Genomic DNA, 22,216 nt, shown 5'->3' on the forward strand with positions numbered 1-22,216 from the left:
CGCTTCCGGAGAGCTGTGCGGGCAATGCCAGCAACGGAGTAACCGTCTGCTGGTATTGCCCGGGTATCCTTATTATGGTGTTGGGTCAGCCCTTGTCCTGCCTGCGGGCGGAGTGTCGGTAAACCCATGGCCTATCTCAGTCTGTTCTTCGCGGCCTTTGCCGCTGCCACCTTCTTCCCGTTCCAGTCGGAAGCCCTGTTGGTGGGGTTGCTGGCAATGGATGCTTATTCCGTTGTGGCACTGCTGGCGGTGGCCACCGTGGGCAATGTGCTGGGCTCGGTGGTGAACTGGTACCTGGGCCTGTATATAGAAACCTTCCGCTACAAGCGCTGGTTTCCCTTCAAGGCGGAGACGCTGGACAAGGCCCAGGTCCATTATCACCGGTGGGGCAAGTGGAGCCTGCTGATGAGCTGGGCGCCGTTTATCGGTGACCCGCTGACCCTGATTGCGGGGATCATGCGGGAGCGCTTCTGGACCTTTGTTGCCATCGTCACTCTTGCCAAGGGCGGGCGGTACATCATCACTGCACTGCTCACCTTCGGCTGGATCAATATGTGATCACCGGGAAGCCAGGAAACCCCGCCAGCCCCCCAGGTGGGTGATCTCTTCCGCCCCTGCCAGACCGATGGGCTCGCAGATGAAGCCGGGTACCCAGCGGCCATCCGCCAGTTCCACCTTGCCAATCCCCAGGGGTGCCGGTATGCCGGCGACGAAACTACCGAACTGGTCCGCCGGTACCCGCCAGATTTCCACCGGGAGGCTGATGCCATCCTCGTCGCGGATCATACCGGGTCGCAGGGGCGGGCCACCGGCAAGCAGATACATGCGATAGCAGGGGGCCGTTTCGGTGGTCTCTGTCAGGATGGCGTTGCGGCCGGTGAGTTGATGGTTCAGGGGCAGGCCGGAGAGGTGCGCACCACAGACCAACACATCGATGGTGCCTTCCGACGGCTCCAGCACCGGGCTGCGAAGCGGATCTTCCAGGGCGCCGACGGTGGTGGTGGCTAGCGGATGCAATCGACTGGCCAGGGCCAGTAGGCCTTCATCCTGGAAGGCAGGCGCGAACATAGTGCAGCCCAGGGGCAGGCCGTTGGCCAGGAAACCGGATGGCACCGCGACCGCACTGTAGTCCAGCAGGTTCATGAAGTTGGTGTAGGTGCCCAGGCGGCTGTTGCGGGCCACGGGTTCCTGTTCCAACTGGTCCAGGGTGTAGATGGTGGGCGTGGTGGGTGTGAGCACCACGTCCACCTGCTCCCAGACCTGGTCCGCCTCCCGCTTCAGAGCCTGCAAACGGTAGCGGGCGCTGAATGCATCGGCGGCGCTGCCGTTGGCGCCCTGGCTGATAATGTTCCGGGTCACTTCCAGCAGGGTTTCAGGCTGTTCCTGGATCAGCGGGCTGGTGGCGAGATAGCGTTCCGCTACCCATGGCCCCTCGTAAAGCAACCTGGCGGCATCCAGGAATGGTTGAAAGTTTACTGTCACCGCTTCACCACCCAGGCTTTCCAGCTGGCGGATCGATTCGCCGAACAGGTCTCTGGCGCCCTCGTCCCCGTCGAAATCCAGCTGGTCGTCCTTGGGCACGGCAAAACGGAAGTTCCCCGGCAGGGGACGGTGGCCAACGGGTAAAGGGCGTTGCCAGGGGTCGCCGTCGTCGCGGGCAGACGCCACGGTCAGGATGGTCTGCGCCTGGCTGGCGGAGCGGGCAAAGATCGAGACACAGTCCAGGCTCTGGCAGGCAGGCACAACCCCGCGCACACTGAGCCGGCCCAGGGTGGGTTTGAGACCGATCAGATTATTGAAGGCTGCCGGCACCCGGCCGGAACCGGCGGTGTCGGTGCCCAGGGCGAAGCTCACCAGCCCCAGGGCGGTGGCAACCGCCGAGCCGGAGGATGAGCCGCCCGAGATGTACGCCGGGTTGATGCTGTTATGGCACGGGCCCCAGGGCTCGGGTGACCGGGTGCCCACAAGGCCGGTAGCAAACTGGTCCAGGTTGGTCTTGCCCAGGGGAATGGCGCCGGCGCTGACCAGTGCCTCGACCACTACCGCATGCTGCTCCGGATGGTAACGGAAGGCCTCACAGGCGGCGGTGGTGGGCATGCCCGCTACATCGATGTTGTCTTTTACGGCGAAGGGGATGCCATACAGCGGCAGGTCGTCCGGGCTGGCCTGCTGCAGGCGTTCCAGGTATACCGAAAGCGTTTCTTCACTGGCCAGATGGATCCAGACATTGCGGTCGGCGAACTCTGCCGCCCGTTCCCGCAGGTGGGCGACCACCATGGCCGGGGTCAGTTCACCGCTACGGTAGCCCTGTAACAGGGACGGGATGTCGAGATTGATGGTGGTCTTCACAGTGGCCTCATGCTGACAGGGCCCGGGCCGTTTCCGACACGGACGATTCAATGGACTCGTAGGTCTGCCGGTCGTTCTGGCCGATGGGCAGATCGTAGGTGATGGTGGCGCCGTAGGCTTCGGGTTTCTGCGGGTCATTGCGGACCTTGTCGAACACCAGCAGGCGGGTGCCCAGGTAGAAGCCCTCGTGCAGATCATGGGTGACCATAAAGATGGTCGTACCGGTGTCGCGCCACAGCTTGAGGATCAGCTCGTGCATGTCACCGCGGATGCCGGGGTCGAGGGCGCCGAAGGGTTCGTCCAGCAGCAGTACCCGGGGCTCCATGATGAACGACTGGGCGATGGCCAGGCGCTGCTGCATGCCACCGGAAAGTTCGTGGGGCCACTTGTTGGCGGCGTGGGCGAGGCCGACCGACTCAATCATCCGGTCCACCTTCTCCAGCGCGTCCCGCCGGGCCTTGCCGAACAGTTTGCCCAGCAGCGGCTTCTGTTCCAGTTCCAGCCCCATCAGCACGTTCTGGCGTACGGTCAGGTGGGGGAACACCGAATAACGCTGGAACACAATGCCCCGGTTGCGGTCGGGTTCACCGGGAAAGTCCCGGCCCTCCAGGGCCAGCTGCCCCCGGGTGGGCTGCTCCTGGCCCAGCAGCATTTTCAGGAAGGTGGACTTGCCACAGCCGGAAGCACCCACCAAGGTGCAGAACTCGCCCTGTTCCACGGTCAGGTTGAGGTTTTCCAGCACCACGGTGTGGCCGTATTCCTTCCACAGGTTGTTGACGGTGATAAAACTCATCAGTGGCCTCCGGCGTTGTACCAGGGGAACAGGCGGCGGTTGGCGAACCGCAGGCACTGGTCGATGACAATGGCGAGGATGGTAATCCAGATCACGTAGGGGATGATCACGTCCATGGCGAGGTAGCGGCGCACGAGGAAGATGCGATAGCCCAGGCCCTCGGTGGAGGCAATGGCCTCGGCGGCGATCAGGAACAGCCAGGCCGGGCCCAGGCTCAGCCGTACCGCGTCGATCAGCCGTGGCAGCACCTGGGGCAGGGCCATGCGGGTGATCACCTGCCAGGTGTTGGCCCCCAGGGTCTGGATCTTGATCAGCTGCTCCTGGGGCAGCTCCCGTACCCGCTGGGCCACGTCCCGCATCATGATGGGGGCAGTACCGATCACGATCAGCATCACCTTGGACAGTTCCCCCAGGCCAAACACAATGAACAGAATTGGCAGGATCGCCAGCGGCGGCACCATCGACAGGGCTGACACCAGCGGTGCCAGCCCGGCTCGCGCCATGGGCAGGATGCCATTGAGCAACCCCACCACCAGCGCCAGCGAAGCGGCAATGCCCATACCGATCCCCAGCCGCTGAAGGCTGGCGGTGGTGTCCTGCCACATCAGGTAGTCACCACTGCGCCGGTCTTCCTGGAACGCCATGCGGTTGACGGCATCGGTCATCTGCTCAAGGCCTGGCAACAGCTTGTCGTTGGGGTTATTCGCCAGGCGCTCCTGGGAGGCCATGCTGTAGACCAGCACGATGAGCAGGAAGGGAATCAGCCCCAGCATGAGGGCCGGTGCCCGGCCAGGATGGCGGTTGATCAGTCGCATCAAGGGTCTCCTCTGTGCAGCAACACGGCAATGGAATCGCTGTGATTCTCCGATCTCCCGGGCTTTTGTCCCGCCGTGTAACCTCGCAGAGGTCGGTAACTCTCGGACCAGTCATCCAGCGACTCGCACTGGACCGGAACCCTAGTCACCCATTGGTCAGCTTGTGTTCCCGCTTTCCTGTGCGGCTGTGTTGCTGTGACTGGATCTGTGTTTCGTTATGGGGAGGGATTGCACGGCCCGTGCCAGACCAGAAGTAAACTCTCAATATGCTGTTTTATAGGTTTTTTGCTCGCGCTATCAGAAATGCCCGGCAATGGCGCCATGCCAGTTCGCACCGAAAAGGTGCAAAGATTGTCTGGGGCTGCACTTTGTGGGGGCGCGAATCGCAGGTGCAGTGCCCCGATTCGGACAGTACCTCCGGCTTGGCACGAAACACTTGCTGCTATAGTGAAAAAAAACTCACTGTAGAGATGGTGATCAGGAACAATAGGAGGATGCCGAAACTTGCAGACAGCTGTTTTCCAACAGCCAGGTTTGCCAGATAATGTTTCAACAGCATTGTCTGGGGCCTCGAGCCTTATTGGCATAGTGTTTTGAAAGCACTGAAATCCCGATTGGATCAGGCAGGAGACCTGAGAATTTTTTACTGGTTATGCCTTGGTTAACGACTGCCGGCTTGTTGCTTTCCGGATCGGCTCGTGGAGGCGAGGAGATCGATGACTATTTTGGTTCCGGCGATTCTGCTTATTTATACATATCGGCATTTACAGGGATTTGTTTAATCAGTGACATGCATAAGGCAGCATCTGTTAAATATCCCGTAAAATATTAATTTATAAAGATTTATTCATTTTATTTCACTATTCGTTTGCGATAACTGGATATCAGGAGTGGCAATTTTTCAATAAGTGGACAAATAACATTTCCTGATTTCTATCCATTTAACGCAAAGCTCGCGCTTTCAGTATCCGGTTTTGGCAACAGTTATTCCTGTCTCCATGTTTTTATGTTTTTAAATCAAATATCTATGATAGTTTTGAGTGTGTTTCGACGTTGCGGCGAGTATTCATAGTGGCATCTAGAATGAATTTGTTCCGTATATTCTGGCTATACGAAATCTTATAATTCTTCCATGGAAGCACTGAAATGCGCGTCAATTCTCCTGTTACCCATCGCAATGTCCCTGTCGACTCTGACGCCAACATACTGTCCACCACAAACCCCAAGGGCCAGATCACTCATATCAATGACGAGTTCGTCGAGATCAGTGGTTTCACCCGGGATGAACTGATCGGCCAGCCCCACAACATCATCCGCCACCCGGACATGCCCAGGGCCGCATACGAAGAGATGTGGTCAAGATTGCGCAATGGCGAAACCTGGCTGGGTGCTGTCAAGAATCGGTGCAAGAACGGTGACCATTACTGGGTTCGTGCCTACGCCATCCCTGTGCTTGGCAAAAACGGCGACGTGGTGGAGTTGCAATCGATCCGGTCCCAGCTGGAACCGGAAGCCCGGGCCCGGGCGGAAAAACTGTACGCGAGCCTCAGCAAGAACCAGCCGGGTAAAGGTCCCGTCGAAAGACCAGGCCTGCGGCGTGGTCCGTCCCTGCACAGTAAGCTTATGCTTGCCATGGCCTTGATCATTGCCATGACCACGACCGTGCAGTTGCTGATGCCATCGGCCCTGGTCATCGCCCTGTCGGGGGGCATCGCTGTCGCGGCCTCCCTGTTGGTTCTCTGGTGGCTGACCGGATCATTGCGTCAATGCGTTCAACGCGCTCGGTCGGTTATTGACGACACCGTGGCCGAACACATCTTTACGGGCCGTGTGGATGATATTGGCAGTCTTGACCTGACGATCACCCAGCAATCGGCCGAACTCGATGCCGTGGTCAAGCGCATGCATGATGTAATCGGCAAGCTCGACGGCGGGGCCGCGTGCACCATCAGCCGCAGTGCCGACGCCCATTCCGCCGTGCAGCAACAGGCGACAGCGACAGACACGATTGCCTCGGCCAGTGAACAGATGTCAGTAACCTCCCGGGAAGTGGCCAGCAATGCCATGAGCATGCTTGATCAGGTCAGACTGGCTTCGGAGCGGGTTACAAAAGGACGAGAGCTGACTCAGGAGACCCGCAACAGTATGGAAAATCTGTCCCGGGAGCTGGGTCAGGCATCATCCGCCGTGGGTGACCTGACAGAGGCAAGCCGAGGGGTAACAGCCGCACTGGAAGTGATTGGAGAAATCACCGAACAGACCAATCTGCTGGCCCTCAACGCCTCCATCGAGGCAGCCCGTGCCGGCGATGCCGGTCGGGGTTTTGCCGTTGTGGCGGATGAAGTTCGCAGCCTGGCTCTGAGGACCAAGTCATCGACAGAGCAGATTGAACAGACTCTGAAGCATTTCCGACAGACCGTGGCGGATGCCACCAGTTCCATGGAGCGTTGCGACCACCATGCCAGGCAGACTGTGGAGAATGCTGTCAGTTCTGACCACACACTCGAGGAACTGGTGGAAAACATCGACCATATTTCAGAGGCCTGTAACGGCACCTCGGCGGCGGCGGAGCAGCAACATAACGCCTCGTCCGAGATTTCCGGCAAGATCATCAGCATCAACGAGCTGGGTGACTCTGCCATGGGTCTGGTGCAGGAAGCCCAGCACGCCACGACCGAGCTCAAGCAGCAGATCGCGGATGTGGCCCGGCTGGTGACAAGGTTGCGTGAGCGGGGACAGCTTTCCCGTCAGGTTGTATAGGGAGTTTATGGCCAGGGTTTCAGTGCATGATTGATATTGCGGTTGTTGGTGACCACTCGACAGCACAGTGGTTGGCACGCAAAAAAACAAAGCTTGATCTGGAGGGCCTGCAATGCCGGCTTGTCTCTGCTGCGGACGGAACCCCGCACCAATGGGTACCTGATCTCTGGTTGGTTGACCTGGATGGACTTTCGTCTGATGAATTTTCCTTGATCGGTGTTCTCGTCGGGCCCAAAGACTCCGGTACGAGCACGCCCTGGCTTGCCATGTCCAAGGCATTCTCCCTGGAGAGTGCCCGGAATGCCGTGGCCCTGGGCGCCTTGCGTTGCATTGGCAAGCCGGTGACACCCCGTGTTATCAGGGAGGCCTGCCGCGGGCTGGGAATTGGAATCGCGCCATGCCATGCCATTCTGTCGGTTGTGGAAGACCGGGAGGCCGTCTACCAGCGCGTGGAAAGTATCATTGCTGACTCTAATATGGCTCTGCATCAGATTGATAACCTGCACACGGGGGTTCTGGCTTTACGCAAGGATCCACCCGATGCCGTGATACTGAGTCATTATCCGGAGTCCATGTCTCTCCGGCAGGTGATCGATCTTTTCCGGACGTTCCCCGAACTCAACCGCATACCCGTTTTCATCCTCAAGGGTGGGCGGCGACAGGGGGAAATGTTGGAGGCCGTAAATGGGCTACCCGATGTTGTGTTGGTCGCCGCCATGGAGCAACTGGCCCCGGCCGTGACCAGCCGTCTTCAACACGGCTCTACCGTGGATTTGCCGCGACACAAGTTCTTCGATCGCCTCCATGATTACGAACAGGAGCGGATGGCCCTTAACCTGCATGCCATTATCAGCAAGACGGACCGGGCCGGGCGCATCATCGAAGTCAATAACCGGTTCTGCGAAATCAGCGGCTACACTGCCGAAGACCTTATAGGTCAGAATCACCGGATTATAAAATCCGGGCACCACAGTCCGGAGTTTTACCGGGACTTATGGTCAACGATTGCGTCGGGTGAGGTCTGGCAGGGGGAGATCTGCAACCAGGCCCGTAATGGCTCCCTTTACTGGGTTTCTTCCACGATTGTGCCCTTCCTGGATGCGGCAGGCCGACCATACCAATACCTGGCCATCCGCAAGGATATTACCCATGTCAAACAGGCTGAGGCGTTGATCAGCAACCAGGGAGAGTTGGCGGCATACCTTGGAGAAGCCGGGGCAAAATTGCTGGACGTGGGTTGGCGCGGTGGCGCAGAAGGGCTTTGCTCTGCCCTTGATCCGCTATGTTCCGCCCTGGGGACCAGCCTCATCTCCCTGAACCTGCAAAAGGACTATCCTTTCGTCCAATACTGGCCCCGATCGCTTGAAAAACAGCAGGGATTACCGGCGTTGCGAATTAGTTGGGCTGATTCTGAGGACAATGAGTCCACTTCCGGAACGGCGAGCTTGTCCATCCCTCTGCTGGTCAATGACGTTCCGGTTGGCGCTGTCTCGCTGCATGGCGGCCCCAATGGTATGGCAGAGACCTTTTCTCAGCGGGGCCTGGTGAAACTGCTGGCGAACATCCTCGTCGGGGCATTGACCCGGTGGCAGCGGGAATTCGAGCACGAAAAGGGGCGTGATCGTCTCCGCATGGCACAGAAGTATTCAGGAATCGGCACCTGGGAGTGGAACATTGAAACCGATGACCTTTTCTGGACCGAACAGATTCCGGTGCTGTTCGGTTATCCCGAGGGCAACCTGGAGACGTCCTACGACAACTTCATTACTGCTGTACATCCGGAAGATCGGGCGGCAGTAGAGCAGGCGATCCGCAATACGATTGAGGAAGATCGACCCTACCGCATCGAGCATCGTGTGGTGTGGCCTGACGGGACGGTTCGCTGGCTGCTCGAAACGGGCGATATTACCCGGGACGACCAGGGACAGGCCGTCAGGATGCTCGGTGTGGTCCAGGACGTGACCGAAATGCGGGAAGCGGATTTGAGGCTGGAGCGTCAGGCCAGGTTGCTGAACATGCTCCACGACTCCCTCACCGCCTTCGTCCTCGAAGGTCGTTTCCGGACGACCCTGGATACCATGCTCAAGAACCTGATCGAGCTGACCGGCAGTGAGTTTGGCTATCTGGCGGAGGTTCTCCATGACCACGGTGAAAAGCCCTATCTCCGTTTGCAGGCGATCACGGACATCAGCTGGGATGTGCCCTCATCCGAAATGCTCAGCCGGGTGGGTACCGACCGTTTCGAGTTCCGGCAGCTGGACAACCTGCTGGGCGCCTGTATCCGCGAGCGGAAACCCGTGGTGGTTGATTCGTCGATGCCGGATGTTTCCTTCGATCGCCTGCCGCCTGGACATCCGGAAGTTCGGACCTTTCTGAGCGTGCCGATCTTCATCGGTCCCGAGCTGGTGGGCACCTTCGCCCTGGCGAACCGCGAGGAAGGTTACGATGACGCCCTCATTGAATTCCTGCGTCCGTTCTCTGCTACCTACGGCGTCATTATCAATTCCCAGCGAATGCTGGATATGGAAGAGATCAATCGCAGGAACCTGATCCGTGCCAAGCACAGGGCCGACCAGGCCAACCGTGCCAAGTCCGAGTTCCTCTCAAGCATGAGCCATGAGTTGCGCACCCCGCTGAACGCGATTCTTGGCTTTGGCCAGTTGCTGGAAATGGATGCGGACCTGGACGATGAACAAAGGGACAATGTGCAGGAAATTCTCAATGCCAGCCGACACCTGCTGACACTGATCAACGAGGTGCTGGACCTGGCGAAGATCGAGTCCGGTCGGCTGGACCTGTCCCTGGAAGTGATCTCCCTGCCGGAACTGCTAGAGGAAACCCTGACCCTGGTTCGCCACTCCGCCAGTGCCAGGGAAATAACCTTGCAGGCCGAAGACACCGGGTCACTCAGGGTTACCGCCGACTGGACGCGTCTCAAGCAGGCACTGCTGAACCTCATCTCCAACGCCATCAAGTACAACCGGGAACATGGGCAGGTGGTGATCTCTGCAAGGGAGCATGGCGACAACTGGGTTGATATCCGGGTGTCAGACACGGGTCCGGGGATTGACTCTTCCCGGATACCGGAGCTGTTCCAGCCGTTCAACCGGCTTGGCGCAGAGCTGAGCCATATTGAAGGCACCGGTATCGGTCTGGCGCTGACCCAGCGCCTGGTGGAGCTGATGGGAGGCAGCATCGGCGTTGAAAGCCGGGTTGGGGAAGGATCCACTTTCTGGTTGCGACTTCCTTCCGAAGACGGATTAAGTGCCCGCAATACCAGCGCTTCTCCAGTGGTTCAGCCGCACGTGACCTCCGCACAGACTGAGGAGGGTGTCCCTGATGATGCCAGGACCGTGCTCTACATTGAGGATAACCCGGCCAACCTGAAGCTGGTGGCCCGCATTATGCAGCGCTATCCCGGTGCGCAGTTGCGGACCACTGCCAGCGGTGCCGAGGGCGTTGCGATTGCACGGGCCGAGAAGCCCGACCTTGTGCTGCTCGATATCAACCTGCCAGACACGGACGGCTACAGCATCCTCCGCACCCTGAAGGACGACAATCACACGGCAGCCATTCCGGTGATCGCCGTGACCGCCAACGCCATGCACAACGAGGTACGCCGCGGCCGTGAGGCGGGCTTTGACGACTATCTGACCAAGCCAGTCAGCGTGGAAGGGCTTCTGGCTATGCTGGAACACTATCTGAGGTAGTGCATTTATGTCCGCTTATTTCGACACCAACCTCCGTGAACAAACCATATTCGTGGTCGACGATGAACCGGTAAACCTGAAATTGCTGGATCGGATCCTGTCAGCTGAGGGGTACCAGCAGGTGGTGTGTATCAATGATCCGTTCCAGGTGCTGCCGGCCTACCAGGACCACAAGCCGGCCTTGATTCTGCTGGATCTCAACATGCCGGGTATGGACGGATTCCAGGTTATGCAGCAACTGGACGAACTTGGGGACCCCCTGAGGCCACCGGTTGTTGTGCTGACGGCCCAGAATCAGCAGGAATCGCTGTTGAAAGCATTGCAATGCGGCGCACGGGACTATGTCACCAAGCCCTTTGACCGCCGTGAATTATTGATGCGGGTGCGGAATTTCCTCGATGCCCATGTCGCCCACCGGATGGTCCGGCATCAGAAAGAACACCTGGAGGGGCTGGTACGGGAACGCACCCGGGAATTGCAGGACACCCGCCTGGAGATCATTCGCCGGCTCGGCCACGCGGCGGAATATCGTGATGAGGAAACCGGTAACCACATCATCCGTATGAGCCAGATGTGTGCCTTGCTGGCACGCAAGGTTGGCTGGTCGGAGTTTCAGTGTGACCTCATACTCCATGCCAGCCCCATGCATGATATCGGCAAGATCGGCATTCCCGACGCCATCCTTCTGAAGCCGGGCAAGCTGGGGCCGGAAGAGTGGGAGACGATGAAAACCCATGCCGAGATAGGCGGCCGCCTGCTGGACGGTAACGACAGCGAGCTGCTCACCATGGCCCGCGAGATTGCCCTCAGCCATCACGAGAAGTGGGATGGCAGCGGCTACCCGGCGGGTCTGGCAGGCGAGGCTATCCCCTTGTCTGGGCGCATTGCGGCGCTGGCGGATGTCTTCGACGCGCTCACCTCGGAACGCCCCTACAAGCGTGCCTGGCCATTGGATGATGCCGTGGCGTTGATTCGCGACAATCGGGGCAAGCACTTTGACCCTGCACTGGCCGACCTGTTTCTCGCGGATGTCGACGGCTTTGTCGCCATCAAAGATGCCTACCAGGACTGAAACCAGAATGAACGGTTTCCATGAAAGATATTGATCTGGGCTGGCTGGTTGATTTTATTCCGGATGCTGCATTGCTGGTGGGTGAGAACCCGGTTGTGGTTGCGGCCAAGACCCGGGCGGATGAGACGCTTCACCAGAGCAAGTCTTGTTCCCGTAATGAAGTCAGTGTCATTGAATGACTTTTCCGGAATCAGCATTCTTCGCCCCAGAGGCAGGTTGTTTTTGGGGTGAATGCTGGTGGCCTGGCTTCATTGAGCTGGATATCCAGTAATGGGTGGGGGCCGTGGTTTCATTCTTGATCGCCATAACCTGGCTGGAATACTGCCTCAGCCGGTCCAGTTCGCGGAGGGTTTCATTCGGGTATTCGCCAAATTGCTTCAGGTAATACCCGGAAAAACGCCCGGCGTGCTGGAACCTCCATTTCGCGGCATGCTCGGCAATACGAATATTGTCGGGGTAGTCGTAGATAATGCCTTCCCGTGCTTTTATCAGCCTGCGCCCCCTTATGTACTGGTAGGGAGATTGACCAATGTGCTGTTTCATCAGGTAGTGAAGGTTACGCAGACTCAGGCCGGAGCGGCTGGCGATGGACTCAATCTGGATATCCGAACCCAGGTTTTCATTCAGTAATTCAATGGCTCTGCATAGCCTGCGGTCCTCCCCGATGATCTTCCGGTTCTCCGGTTCGGGGACAGCGGCTGCCTGCTCGTCTACGAGACCGTATAGCCGGGTTGCCAGATGAGAGAGCCGGGCCAGCGCGTGGTCATGGCTGCGAAAGAACGGGGTTTCGTACAGAAAGCCGGAAAGTATGTCCCGGAGAACGGTTTTATCACGCCAGCATAAATGACGGTAACGTGAGTGTCTCAGATTGACCACCTGAACGATCAGCAGGTGACTGTCTTCCGACAGTGTTGCGTGGAAATCCTCGTGGGGGTCGAGGACAAACGGGGCCCAGGGGCCGCAAATATACCTGCCATCCATCACCTCAAAGGTGGTTGTCCCATATACCGGCATTATGATTGCCATTGAGCCTGCGTTGGCTCCGGTTACCTCACTGGCATGTCTCAGGTAAGTGCCGCAAACATTCAGATCACTTGAAGCAAGGGAGGACAGGCGCGCCTGAAACTCGCCGCTGTCTGTCTTCAGGGAAAGCTGCGGACTGGTGGTCAAGACTTGAAGAGCAGAAACCCAGTTTTCCGGGCGTGTGGTATTGAGCCTTATAAAGTGCTCAAGTAAATAGGACTGACTTTTACAGACATACATAAACGCGATCCTGTGGACGCCGTTTTGGACGCGAATGTTACGCTATTGTATGATTTTTCGATGATTTGGAATGTCCATATATTGCAGTATTTTGTGGATCAGACGGCGATTTCCCGTTTATGTGGTGATCCATTGATCTTGGTCAATTTTCGGGCATACAGGCATTGACCCGCATCGCCGGTGGTAAAAGCATCCCTTCTCCGACAGCAAAAGCTGCGGCGAGAACAGCCTGTGTTTCCAGCGGCTTCCGGGAACAGGAAAGGACTCGCGCCGAGTCGGAGCACAGGAAAGCAAAAGGCACGAACTGACTCGTGCCCTTCGTGTTGTGGTCAGGTAAGCATCAGAGCTCGCCGTCGGCGGCCATCTGCATGTAGGTGTCGTTGAAGCGGAAATTGACGTTATCGTCATTACCCATAATGGTGCCATCCGGAAACTCGATACCGACAAAGTCCGGGCTGGTGGCGCCCTGGCCCAGCAGGCCCTTGTCGAAGGAGAACTGGCGGACGCTGTCCATGGCGTCCCGGGCCTGGTCGCTGTTGATGAACTCAACGGCGCTGGCGGGTTCCCAGAACATGCGGGTAGCGGCCAGCTGGGCCTCATAGCCTTCCAGGTCGGTGCCGGAAGCCTCGCCCAGGGCGGCGCGGGCTTCGCGGCCTTCCTCGGTATCAGACTGGAGGATACCCATCACCTCGTACCAGGCGCCGACAAGGGCCTTGCCCAGCTCCGGGTTGGCTTCCAGCACCTCGGTGTTGACCAGGGCCAGGTCCTTGATATGGCCGGGTACCTGGCTGGAGTTGAACAGCTCCGTGGCCTCCGGGAAGGCTTTTACCTCGCCCAGCAGAGGGTTCCAGGTGACCACGGTGCGCACGTCGTCCGTCTGGAACGCGGAGACCAGGTCGGCGTCGGAGATATTGACCACGTTGATGTCCCGCTCTTCCAGGCCCACGCTGTCCAGCGCCCGTACCAGCAGGTAGTGGGAAACCGACAGCTCCACCAGGTGCACGGTGGTGCCTTCCAGGTCTTCGATGGACCCGGCATCCTTGGAAACCACGCCATCGTTGCCATCGGAATAGTCACCGACGATCAGGGCCGTGGTATCAATACCGGAAGCAGCAGGTATGGACAGGCCGTCCATGCTGGTGGCCACCACCGCGTCGAACTGGCCGGCGGTGTACTGGTTGATGGATTCGATGTAGTCGTTGACCTGCACAATGTCGACGTCGATGTCGTACTTGTCGGCCCATTTCTTCATGATGCCGCTGTCCTCGGCGTACTGCCACGGCATCCAGCCCACGTAGATGGTCCAGGCCAGGGTGAAGGAGTTCTTCTCCTGGGCGGCGGCGCCGAAGGACAGGCTGGCAGCCAGCAGGCCGGCGCCAAGTGTAGCGCCGATTTTTTTGCTCAGTTCACGTGTCTTCATGGTGTGCTCCCCGGGCTGTGCCCGTTATTGAACGTCTGTCAGATGTCGTTGCTGATTTCTTCCACAATCACCACCGGGGTGCCCGGGGCGACTGCCTGACCCGCCTCGCGGCGAATCTCAACCACCCGCCCGCTGATCGGGCTGAGCAGTTCGATTTCCATCTTCATGGACTCCACCACCGCCACCGGACGCTGGGCCTCAATCTCGTCGCCCGGTTTCACCAGGCATTCCCAGAGGTTGCCGGCGACATGGCTTTCCACCGCATGCTGGCCGGTGGGCAGGTTGCTGAGGTCATCCTCGCCGGTGTCCTCCAGGGGCGCCTCCGAGCTGAAATTGATCTGGCCGGACTCGATCCAGCGCTGCAGTTCATCGTCGAAGGCCTGCTGGCGGTGGACGGTGAAGTCACGAATGTCCTTGTCGTGGTCCGCCAGGAAACCCTCGTAGTCCTTCAGGTTGAAGCGGGTTTCCTCGATGCGGATGGGGTAGTCGCCATTGGGGAAGTCCCGGCGGATCTGTTTCAGTTCGTCAGCGTTGACCTCGTAGAAGCGCACCTGGTCGAAGAACCGCAACAGCCAGGGCTTGCCCGGCTCGAACAGTTCGGTGGTGCGGTAGCGGTTCCACATCTGCAGGGTGCGGCCGACAAACTGGTAACCGCCGGGGCCTTCCATGCCATAGACGCACAGGTAGGCGCCGCCGATGCCCACGGAGTTCTCCGCCGTCCAGGTGCGCGCCGGGTTGTACTTGGTGGTGACCAGACGGTGGCGTGGATCCAGGGGCGTGGCCACCGGTGCGCCCAGATAGACATCCCCCAGGCCCATGACCAGGTAGCTGGCCTCGAACAGCGTCTTCTTGACGTCGTCGATGCTGTTCAGGCCGTTGATGCGGCGGATGAACTCCAGGTTACTGGGGCACCAGGGGGCATCCTTGCGCACCGACTGCATGTACTTGGCGATGGCCTGGTGACAGGCCTCGTCGTCCCAGGACAGGGGCAGGTGAACGATGCGGGCGGGCACGTCCCATTCCGGCTGCTTTTCCAGAGCCTTCTCAGCGCCGGTCAGCAGGGCCAGCAGGTCCTGTTGGCTGAGACGCTGGCTGTCGTAGTGCACCTGCAGCGAGCGAATGCCCGGGGTCAGCTCCAGGATGGCCGGGTGGCCCTCGTCCCTTAACCACAGCATCAGTGCATGGGCGCGGAAGCGCAGGCGGATATCCAGCTCCATGGGACCGTATTCCACCAGCACGTAGTTGTCGCCGGCGGCGCGGTAGACCACGCCGGTCTCGTGTTCGTCCGTGCCCAGGGTCTGAAGGATCGGGCTTTCCGGCTTGATGGGGGTGATATGGGTGGTGGCGGCCGTGAGCGTGGCCACGGTGTCATCCAGGGCCTCCCGTAGCGCCACCGCCTGATCCTGGCTGACCGGTACGAACCGCACCTTGTCGCCGGCCTTGAGCTGGCCGAGTTTCCACAGGTCGGCGCTGATCACCGTCACCGGGCATACGAATCCGCCGAGGCTGGGGCCGTCGGGGCCCAGGATCACCGGCATGTCGCCGGTAAAGTCCACGGTGCCCACGGCGTAGGCATTGTCGTGGATATTGGAGGGGTGCATGCCGGCCTCGCCGCCATCGCTGCGGGCCCACTCCGGTTTGGGGCCGATCAGGCGCACGCCCGTGCGGCTGGAGTTGTAGTGGATTTCCCACTCACTGGCGAAGAACGTGTCGATGTCCGCCTGGGTGAAATAGTCCGGGGCACCATGGGGGCCATAGGTGACGTGGAGGTTCCAGGTCTTGCCGATGGCCGGTTTCAGGCTGCTGTCCAGGCGGGTGTTGTCAGCGGGTTCGGCATCATTCAGCTGCAACACGTCCCCGGCCCGCAGGGCACGGCCGCCGTGGCCGCCGAACTGGCCCAGGGTGAAGGTGCTGCGGGACTCCAGGTAGGCCGGGCAGTCCAGCCCGCCCCGGAACAGCACATAGGCGCGGGCGCCCTCGCCGGTGGTGGCACCCAGTTTCAGGGTGGCGCCGGCGGGTACGGTGACCACCCCCCAGAAGGGCACGGCAGTGTCGTCCAGGGTGGCGTCAAGGTCGGCCCCGGTGAGCACGATCTGGGTGGCGTGGTTGAACACCAGGGTCGGACCCTTGAGGGTGATCTCCAGGCCGGCGGCGCTTTCGGCGTTGCCCAGCAGGCGGTTGCCCAGGCGGAACGAATAACTGTCGAACGGGCCGGACGGGGGCACACCCACTTCCCAGTAGCCGATGCGCCCCGGGTAGTCCTGGATGGTGGTCATGGTGCCGCCGGTCACCACGTCCACCGTGGCCGGCTGGTACCGGAACTCATTGAGGGTTGCGGTGTACAGGCGCCCCTCCACAAAGCGGTCGTCGGCCAGCACCTGCCTGACGTAGTCCCGGTTGGTCTGGATGCCGTAGAGCTGGCTGTCGTCCAGGGCCTTCATCAGCCTGAGGCGGGCGGCCTCCCGGTCTGCCCCGTGTACAATGACCTTGGCCAGCATGGGGTCGAACAGGGGCGACACCTCGGTGCCCGGCTGGATCCAGCTGTCGATCCGAAGGCCTTCGGCTTCCGGCCAGGCCACGTTGGTAAGCAGGCCGGCAGAGGGCTGGAAGTCCTTGTTGGGATCTTCCGCGTAGATCCGGGCCTGGATGGCGTGGCCTTTCGGCGTCAGTCCAGCAGCCTGTTCGGCCAGCCCGGTCAGGGTGCCGGCGCCAAGCTCCACCATCCAGCGCACGATGTCGACACCGTAGACTTCCTCGGTAACGCCGTGCTCCACCTGTAAGCGGGTGTTCACTTCCAGAAAGTAGAACCCGGCGCTGTCCGGGTCGTAGATGAATTCCACGGTGCCGGCGCTGCGGTAATGGATGCTCTCGCCCAGAACCCGGGCGGTGGCGTGCATGCGCTGGCGCACCTCATCGGACAGCCCCGGGGCGGGGGCCTCCTCGATCACCTTCTGGTTGCGGCGCTGGGCCGAGCAGTCCCGCTCACCCAGGGCCACCACCGTGCCCTGGCCGTCACCGAACAGCTGTACCTCGATATGGCGGGCGTGTTCCACGAATTTCTCCAGGAACACGCCGCTGTTGCTGAAGTTGTTCCGGCTCAGGCGCTGGACCGACTCAAAGCTGTTCTTCAGGTCCTGCGGACCGTAGTTGCGGGACATGCCGATACCGCCACCGCCCGCGGTGCTCTTGAGCATCACCGGGTAGCCGATACGTTCGGCCTCCGAAAGCGCGTCCTCAAGGCTGTCCAGCAGATCGGTACCGGGCAGCAGCGGGACACCGGCTTTCCGGGCCAGGTCCCGGGCGGTGTGCTTGAGCCCGAATTGCTCCATCTGTTCCGGGGTGGGGCCCAGGAAAATCACGCCTTCGGCATCGCAGCGACGGGCAAAGTCCGCATTCTCGCTGAGGAAGCCATAACCGGGGTGGATGGCCCGGGCACCGCTGGCCTTGACGATCTCGAACAGCCGGTCCTGATCCAGATAGGTCGCCGCCGCTGATCCTTCGCCCAATGGCCAGGCCTCGTCGGCCTGGCGTACATGGAGTGAGTCAGCGTCTGCCTCTGCGTAAACGGCGACCGAGGTGATGCCCATGGCCCGCAGGGTGCGTATCACCCGGCACGCAATCGCGCCCCGGTTGGCGATCAGGACCTTGTCGAGGCCATGGTCGGGAGTTCTCATCAGCTCCATACCAGCACCTCGATGGGCGTGGGGTTCCAGCCGTTGCAGGGGTTGTTCAGTTGCGGGCAGTTGGAAATCATCACCAGCACGTCCATCTTCGCTTCCAGCTCCACGTACTTGCCGGCGTCGGAGATGCCATCGGCAAAGGTCAGGCCGCCGTCGGCGGTGACCGGTACGTTCATGAAAAAGTTGATGTTGTGAGTGATGTCCCGCTTGGTCATGCCCAGCTCTTCGTGCTCAGTGACCGCCACCAGCCAGCTGTCGCGGCAGGCGTGCATGCATTTCTTTTCCAGGGCATAGCGGGTGGTGTTGCTCTCCGCCGCGCAGGCACCTCCGAGGGTATCGTGACGGCCGCAGGTGTCGGCGGTGATTTCCAGCATTACGTTGTTCTCCGACGACATCAGTTTTGAGCCGGCGGTCAGGTAGACGTTGCCCTGCTCGCGGATGGTGTCGACGGCGCTGTAGCGTTCGGTGGGGTTATCGGCGTTATAGAACAGGGTGTCGGCGGCCTGGTTGCCTTCCAGGTCCAGGATGCGGACGGTCTCGCCGGCCTTCACCACCTTCAGGAAATACTCGCCCGCAGGTACCGTTTCGCGGAAGGCGGCGTTTTCGGTTTTCAATGCGCTTTGCTTGATCATCTCCGGCCTCCGTTACTGGAACAGGTGGTACAGGGCGTTATTGGCGAAGGCGCGGGTGGCCTCCGGCGACGAGGTCTTGCAAGGGTCGGCATCGGTGACCGGAGCAGCCCTGAAAAGCTGGTAACGAAGCGGGTGGCTGGGGTATTCGGCAGCCGGGTTGAGCGGGTGCGGGCAGGTGTGCAGCACCACGATGGTGTCCATCTCGAAGCGCAGGTCCACGGTGGCGCCCGCATGTGAGTGATCACTCACATAGCGCATGTTGCCGTCGTCATCGGTTTTTACCCGGCTGAACCAGTTGAGGTTGGCGGTCAGGTCCTTCTTGCCCAGGCCGTACTTGGCCAGTTCGTTGAGGAAGCTGGTGAAGCCGTTGCGGTGGTAGTGGTTGTGGGCCTCCTGGTAAGTCTTCTTGCCCCAGCGCTGTGTCACCTGCTCAGCGTTGCAGGTACCGCTGACGGTGTCGTGCCAGCCCAGGTCATCGCGGGTGATGGAGGCAAAGACCCGACCCATGTCGGACAGCAGAACGTGACCTTTCGTCAGGTTGAAGGTGTGCTGGTTCTTGAGGGTGTCCGGCATGTTGTAGCGTTCGAGGGGATTCTCGGGGTTGTACATCAGCATGCCGACGTTGGCACCGCCGGTTTTATCGATCAGGCGCAACACATGGCCACGGCGCATGACAAAAGACCAGTGGGATCCGCCGGGAATCAGATCGTCGTAGAGGGGAGCTGCGGTTGCGAGCATCACCTTTTCCTCCTGGTTCAGGGTTCAAAATACGAGAGGCGTCAGTCACTGAACGATCCTCCCGGGCTTTTGTCCCGCCGTGTAACCTTTGGAAAAGGTCGTCAACTCTCGGACCAGCCACCTGCGTGTTATTGCCGCAGGCCGGAACCCTAGTTGACCTCTTTGTCAGATTGTCGCGCGTTGATAAGTGGTTCTGGTAACCAACGTCTCGCTGCGTAGAGGTGGATAACCAAGTTCTGTGCCAGTTAGATCAAGGCGCTGATAATAAAGCGAAAAAAGATCTATGCTGCGTTGTTTGGGGCTGTGCCCCGGTTGTCTGGCGCATCAAAAGGGTGCGCCTGACCGGTTCAAGTGCGGTCCGAGGCACCAAAATGATCCGCCTTTTGTTTATCCCTTCATCAATATCAAGCACATCCGCAATGGCTTCTGGTAAAATGCGCGCCCAAACAAGACCCGCCCTATAGAAGTGATAGATAAATGCCATCGACTGTATTCGGCGGTTTCGCCGCCAATTTCCTGGGCAAGGCCCCCGTCTGGTACAAGCAGCTGATCCTGCTGTTCCTGGTCATCAACCCCATTGTGGTGGTGATGTTCGGCCCCGCAGTGGCAGGCTGGCTGCTGGTGGGGGAGTTCATCTTTACCCTGGCGATGGCGCTCAAGTGCTATCCCCTGCTGCCGGGCGGCCTGCTGGCGGTGGAGGCGCTGCTGATCGGCATGACCACGCCCGAGGCGGTTTACCACGAACTGCTCACCAACTTCCCGGTGATCCTGCTGCTGATGTTCATGGTGGCGGGCATTTACTTCATGAAGGAGCTGCTGCTGGTCACCTTTACCCAGATCCTGGTGGGTGTAAGGTCCAAATCGGCGCTTTCCATGCTGTTCTGCGCGGCGGCGGCGCTGTTGTCAGCCTTCCTGGATGCCCTGACCGTTACGGCGGTGATTATCAGCGTGGCTGTGGGCTTCTACTCGGTCTATCACAAGGTGGCCTCGGGTAAGGGCTACCAGCAGAGGGACCATAATGCCAATAGTGATGCCGATGTGATTGAACTGCACCGGGAAGACCTGGAACAGTTCCGGGGATTCTTGCGCAGCCTGCTGATGCACGGCGCCATTGGTACCGCCCTGGGCGGCGTGGCCACCATGGTTGGTGAGCCCCAGAACCTGTTGATTGCGAAAACGGTCGGGTGGGATTTCAAGAGCTTCTTCGAACATATGGCACCGGTAAGCATGCCGGTGCTTGGGGCTGGACTCTTTACCTGCTGGGTGCTGGAGAAGGTGCGCTGGTTTGGTTATGGCACCCGCCTGCCGAAACCGGTACGCCGGGTACTGGAGGAGTTTGCCGACAACGAGAAAGCCAAGCGCACCAAGGCGGATCAGGCGGCGCTGTGGATCCAGGCGTTTGCGGCCGGCATCCTGGTGGTCGGGCTCGCGTTCCATCTGGCAGAAGTGGGCCTGATCGGGCTGCTGGTGATCATCATCATCACCTCGTTCACCGGGGTCACTGACGAGCACCAGATTGGCAAGGCGTTCCAGGAGTCACTGCCCTTCACCTCCCTGCTGGTGGTGTTCTTTGCGGTGGTGGCGGTGATTCACGACCAGCACCTGTTCAAGCCGATCATCGAGTTCGTGCTTAGCCTGCCGGAAAGCCAGCAGCCGGGAATGTTCTTCGTGGCCAACGGGCTGCTGTCGATGATCAGTGATAACGTGTTCGTGGCCACTGTGTACATCAGCGAGATCAAACAGGCCCTGGACGCCGGCGCGATCAGTAACGAACACTTCCAGACCCTGGCCATCGCCATCAATACCGGTACCAACCTGCCGAGCGTGGCCACGCCCAATGGTCAGGCGGCCTTCCTGTTCCTGCTGACCTCCGCCATCGCCCCCCTGGTGCGGCTGTCCTACGGCCGCATGGTGGTCATGGCCTTTCCCTACATGGTGGTGATGGGCAGCGTCGGCTTGCTCTGTGTGATCTATCTGGTGTGATTGGCGCCCCGTCGGAGAATTCCCCGGACGGAGTCGCCGACGGCCCGTTGACTATGGCCGTTCCAGAATGATGTCGCCGTACCAGGCCTTGGCGGTGTCGCCGGTGTTGTCCGTATCCGTCATGATGGCCACACCGAGCAGCCCGGGGGGCTCACTGCCAAAGGCACGGCGATAGTCCGCCACAATGTCGCGTTCCACGGTAACCCACTGGCTAGCCTGGTCCTGGCCGGAATTGACCGCGATCATCATGGTGTCGTCGGTGTAGGGGTTGGCGATGATCTCGCCCCGGGGCAGGCGGTTGGCCCAGATATAGTTCAGGGCCCGGCCCGGTAATTCCTCGCCAAAGAGCGTGCTGACGGTCTTGCGCCTGGCCCTTTCAAACCAGCCTGCTTTGTCTGGCTCGAACTCGAAAGCCACGTAGATTCGTGCCGGGTAGTCGTCACCGGACTTGCGGCGTGCGTCCCCGTCCTCCAACACATTCGCCACCTTCCAGCTCCAGCGCAGCGTCAGGGAATCGCCTGGCACCAGGGATACGCGAGCGATCATGCCCGAGGCACTGTCGTCGGCCCGGGCCTCCACCACCTGTCTGCCGTTGTCCGTCACCAGAGTGTACCGGGTGTGGCGTTCGATATCGGGAAACTCAAGCGGCTCCCAGCCATTATCCCCCGCCAGAGTTTGCAGCTCCGAAAAGACCGGCACCAGGGACGACTGAGCAACCAGGGCCGAGGGGCCAGCGGCGAGGCATACCAGGACCAGCGTTTGGAACGTGCGAAGCATGGGGGGCTCCTGAGAAATCTTCCAGGGGGCATTGGTTAACCACAGTAGCACGTCCGGTTTCAGGGCGGTGAGCAATCCCACTGACAACTAGACACCGCTCGTTACCTGCAAGGTAATTGTCCGTCCGCCGAGGCGGTGAGAGATTCGTTCCTTAGCCCGGGGCCACGGAGGCCGCCATGCAGAAGACCGTCACATCATTGCCGGTATTCTTCACCTCGTACCCC

At 60.1% G+C, this 22,216-nt stretch carries 15 protein-coding genes and 2 riboswitches; of the genes, 6 read left to right on the forward strand and 9 right to left on the reverse strand.

All coding sequences use genetic code 11. The annotated features are described in order from the left end of the window. The first annotated feature begins 126 nt into the window (after positions 1–126). Positions 127–558, forward strand: a complete 432-nt coding sequence (locus ACFOZ5_RS01680) for a YqaA family protein (protein WP_379884988.1) — start codon at positions 127–129, stop codon at positions 556–558. On the opposite strand, the gene atzF is transcribed toward ACFOZ5_RS01680, so the two are convergent. Genes atzF through ACFOZ5_RS01695 form a run of 3 tightly spaced genes read right to left on the reverse strand, consistent with a single transcriptional unit; the run spans position 559 to position 3,957 of the window. Beyond that, a complete protein-coding gene (atzF, locus tag ACFOZ5_RS01685) occupies positions 559–2,349 on the reverse strand; it encodes an allophanate hydrolase (RefSeq protein WP_379884989.1) in 1,791 nt (596 codons plus the stop codon). A 7-nt stretch (positions 2,350–2,356) separates the two neighbouring features. Beyond that, entirely contained in the window at positions 2,357–3,142 is a 786-nt protein-coding gene (locus ACFOZ5_RS01690) for an ABC transporter ATP-binding protein (RefSeq protein WP_379884990.1), read from the reverse strand. Continuing rightward, positions 3,142–3,957 carry an ABC transporter permease gene (locus ACFOZ5_RS01695; protein ID WP_379884991.1) on the reverse strand — a complete coding sequence of 272 codons (816 nt, stop codon included), beginning with the start codon at positions 3,955–3,957 and terminating at the stop codon, positions 3,142–3,144. Before ACFOZ5_RS01695 ends, ACFOZ5_RS01690 begins: the two co-directional genes overlap by 1 nt. A gap of 52 nt (positions 3,958–4,009) precedes the next feature. Beyond that, positions 4,010–4,113: riboswitch (guanidine-I (ykkC/yxkD leader) on the reverse strand. 990 nt (positions 4,114–5,103) lie between these two features. Between ACFOZ5_RS01695 and ACFOZ5_RS01700 the strand changes: the two genes are divergently transcribed. The 4 genes from ACFOZ5_RS01700 (at position 5,104) to ACFOZ5_RS01715 (ending at position 11,678) form a co-directional block, all read left to right on the forward strand. Next, the gene (locus ACFOZ5_RS01700) at positions 5,104–6,717 is read left to right on the forward strand and encodes a methyl-accepting chemotaxis protein (RefSeq protein WP_379884992.1); all 1,614 of its coding nucleotides are present in this window, start codon (positions 5,104–5,106) and stop codon (positions 6,715–6,717) included. A 209-nt stretch (positions 6,718–6,926) separates the two neighbouring features. Next, positions 6,927–10,427: a PAS domain-containing protein gene (locus ACFOZ5_RS01705; protein WP_379884993.1), complete on the forward strand. Its 3,501-nt coding sequence runs from the start codon at positions 6,927–6,929 to the stop codon at positions 10,425–10,427. Positions 10,428–10,434: 7 nt separating this feature from the next. Next, a complete protein-coding gene (locus tag ACFOZ5_RS01710; protein ID WP_379884994.1) occupies positions 10,435–11,499 on the forward strand; it encodes an HD domain-containing phosphohydrolase in 1,065 nt (354 codons plus the stop codon). Between the two features lie 20 nt (positions 11,500–11,519). Then, positions 11,520–11,678 carry a hypothetical protein gene (locus tag ACFOZ5_RS01715; protein ID WP_379884995.1) on the forward strand — a complete coding sequence of 53 codons (159 nt, stop codon included), beginning with the start codon at positions 11,520–11,522 and terminating at the stop codon, positions 11,676–11,678. Here ACFOZ5_RS01715 and ACFOZ5_RS01720 read toward each other — a convergent pair. From ACFOZ5_RS01720 to ACFOZ5_RS01740, 5 genes are all read right to left on the reverse strand, one after another. Beyond that, a complete protein-coding gene (locus tag ACFOZ5_RS01720) occupies positions 11,668–12,525 on the reverse strand; it encodes an AraC family transcriptional regulator (RefSeq protein WP_379884997.1) in 858 nt (285 codons plus the stop codon). The two genes, ACFOZ5_RS01715 and ACFOZ5_RS01720, sit on opposite strands and share 11 nt — an antisense overlap. A 577-nt stretch (positions 12,526–13,102) precedes the next feature. After that, positions 13,103–14,182, reverse strand: coding sequence for a putative urea ABC transporter substrate-binding protein (locus tag ACFOZ5_RS01725; RefSeq protein WP_379884998.1), 1,080 nt, complete (start codon positions 14,180–14,182; stop codon positions 13,103–13,105). Between the two features lie 38 nt (positions 14,183–14,220). Further along, positions 14,221–17,865 carry an urea carboxylase gene (uca, locus tag ACFOZ5_RS01730; RefSeq protein ID WP_379884999.1) on the reverse strand — a complete coding sequence of 1,215 codons (3,645 nt, stop codon included), beginning with the start codon at positions 17,863–17,865 and terminating at the stop codon, positions 14,221–14,223. Beyond that, entirely contained in the window at positions 17,856–18,494 is a 639-nt protein-coding gene (locus tag ACFOZ5_RS01735) for an urea amidolyase associated protein UAAP2 (protein ID WP_379885000.1), read from the reverse strand. The genes uca and ACFOZ5_RS01735 overlap by 10 nt, the downstream gene beginning before the upstream one ends. A gap of 12 nt (positions 18,495–18,506) precedes the next feature. After that, positions 18,507–19,232: an urea amidolyase associated protein UAAP1 gene (locus ACFOZ5_RS01740; protein ID WP_379885001.1), complete on the reverse strand. Its 726-nt coding sequence runs from the start codon at positions 19,230–19,232 to the stop codon at positions 18,507–18,509. 56 nt (positions 19,233–19,288) lie between these two features. After that, positions 19,289–19,396: riboswitch (guanidine-I (ykkC/yxkD leader) on the reverse strand. Between the two features lie 313 nt (positions 19,397–19,709). Here ACFOZ5_RS01740 and nhaB point away from each other — a divergent pair. Further along, positions 19,710–21,215, forward strand: coding sequence for a sodium/proton antiporter NhaB (gene nhaB, locus ACFOZ5_RS01745; protein ID WP_379885002.1), 1,506 nt, complete (start codon positions 19,710–19,712; stop codon positions 21,213–21,215). A 51-nt stretch (positions 21,216–21,266) separates the two neighbouring features. Here the strand turns inward: nhaB and ACFOZ5_RS01750 are convergent, their stop codons facing one another. Then, on the reverse strand, positions 21,267–21,992 hold the full coding sequence (locus tag ACFOZ5_RS01750) for a DUF3047 domain-containing protein (RefSeq protein WP_379885003.1): 726 nt from the start codon (positions 21,990–21,992) through the stop codon (positions 21,267–21,269). Positions 21,993–22,216 lie beyond the last annotated feature (224 nt).

The sequence above is a fragment of the Marinobacter lacisalsi genome (genome assembly GCF_042651045.1).
In the GTDB taxonomy this organism is placed as follows: domain Bacteria; phylum Pseudomonadota; class Gammaproteobacteria; order Pseudomonadales; family Oleiphilaceae; genus Marinobacter; species Marinobacter lacisalsi.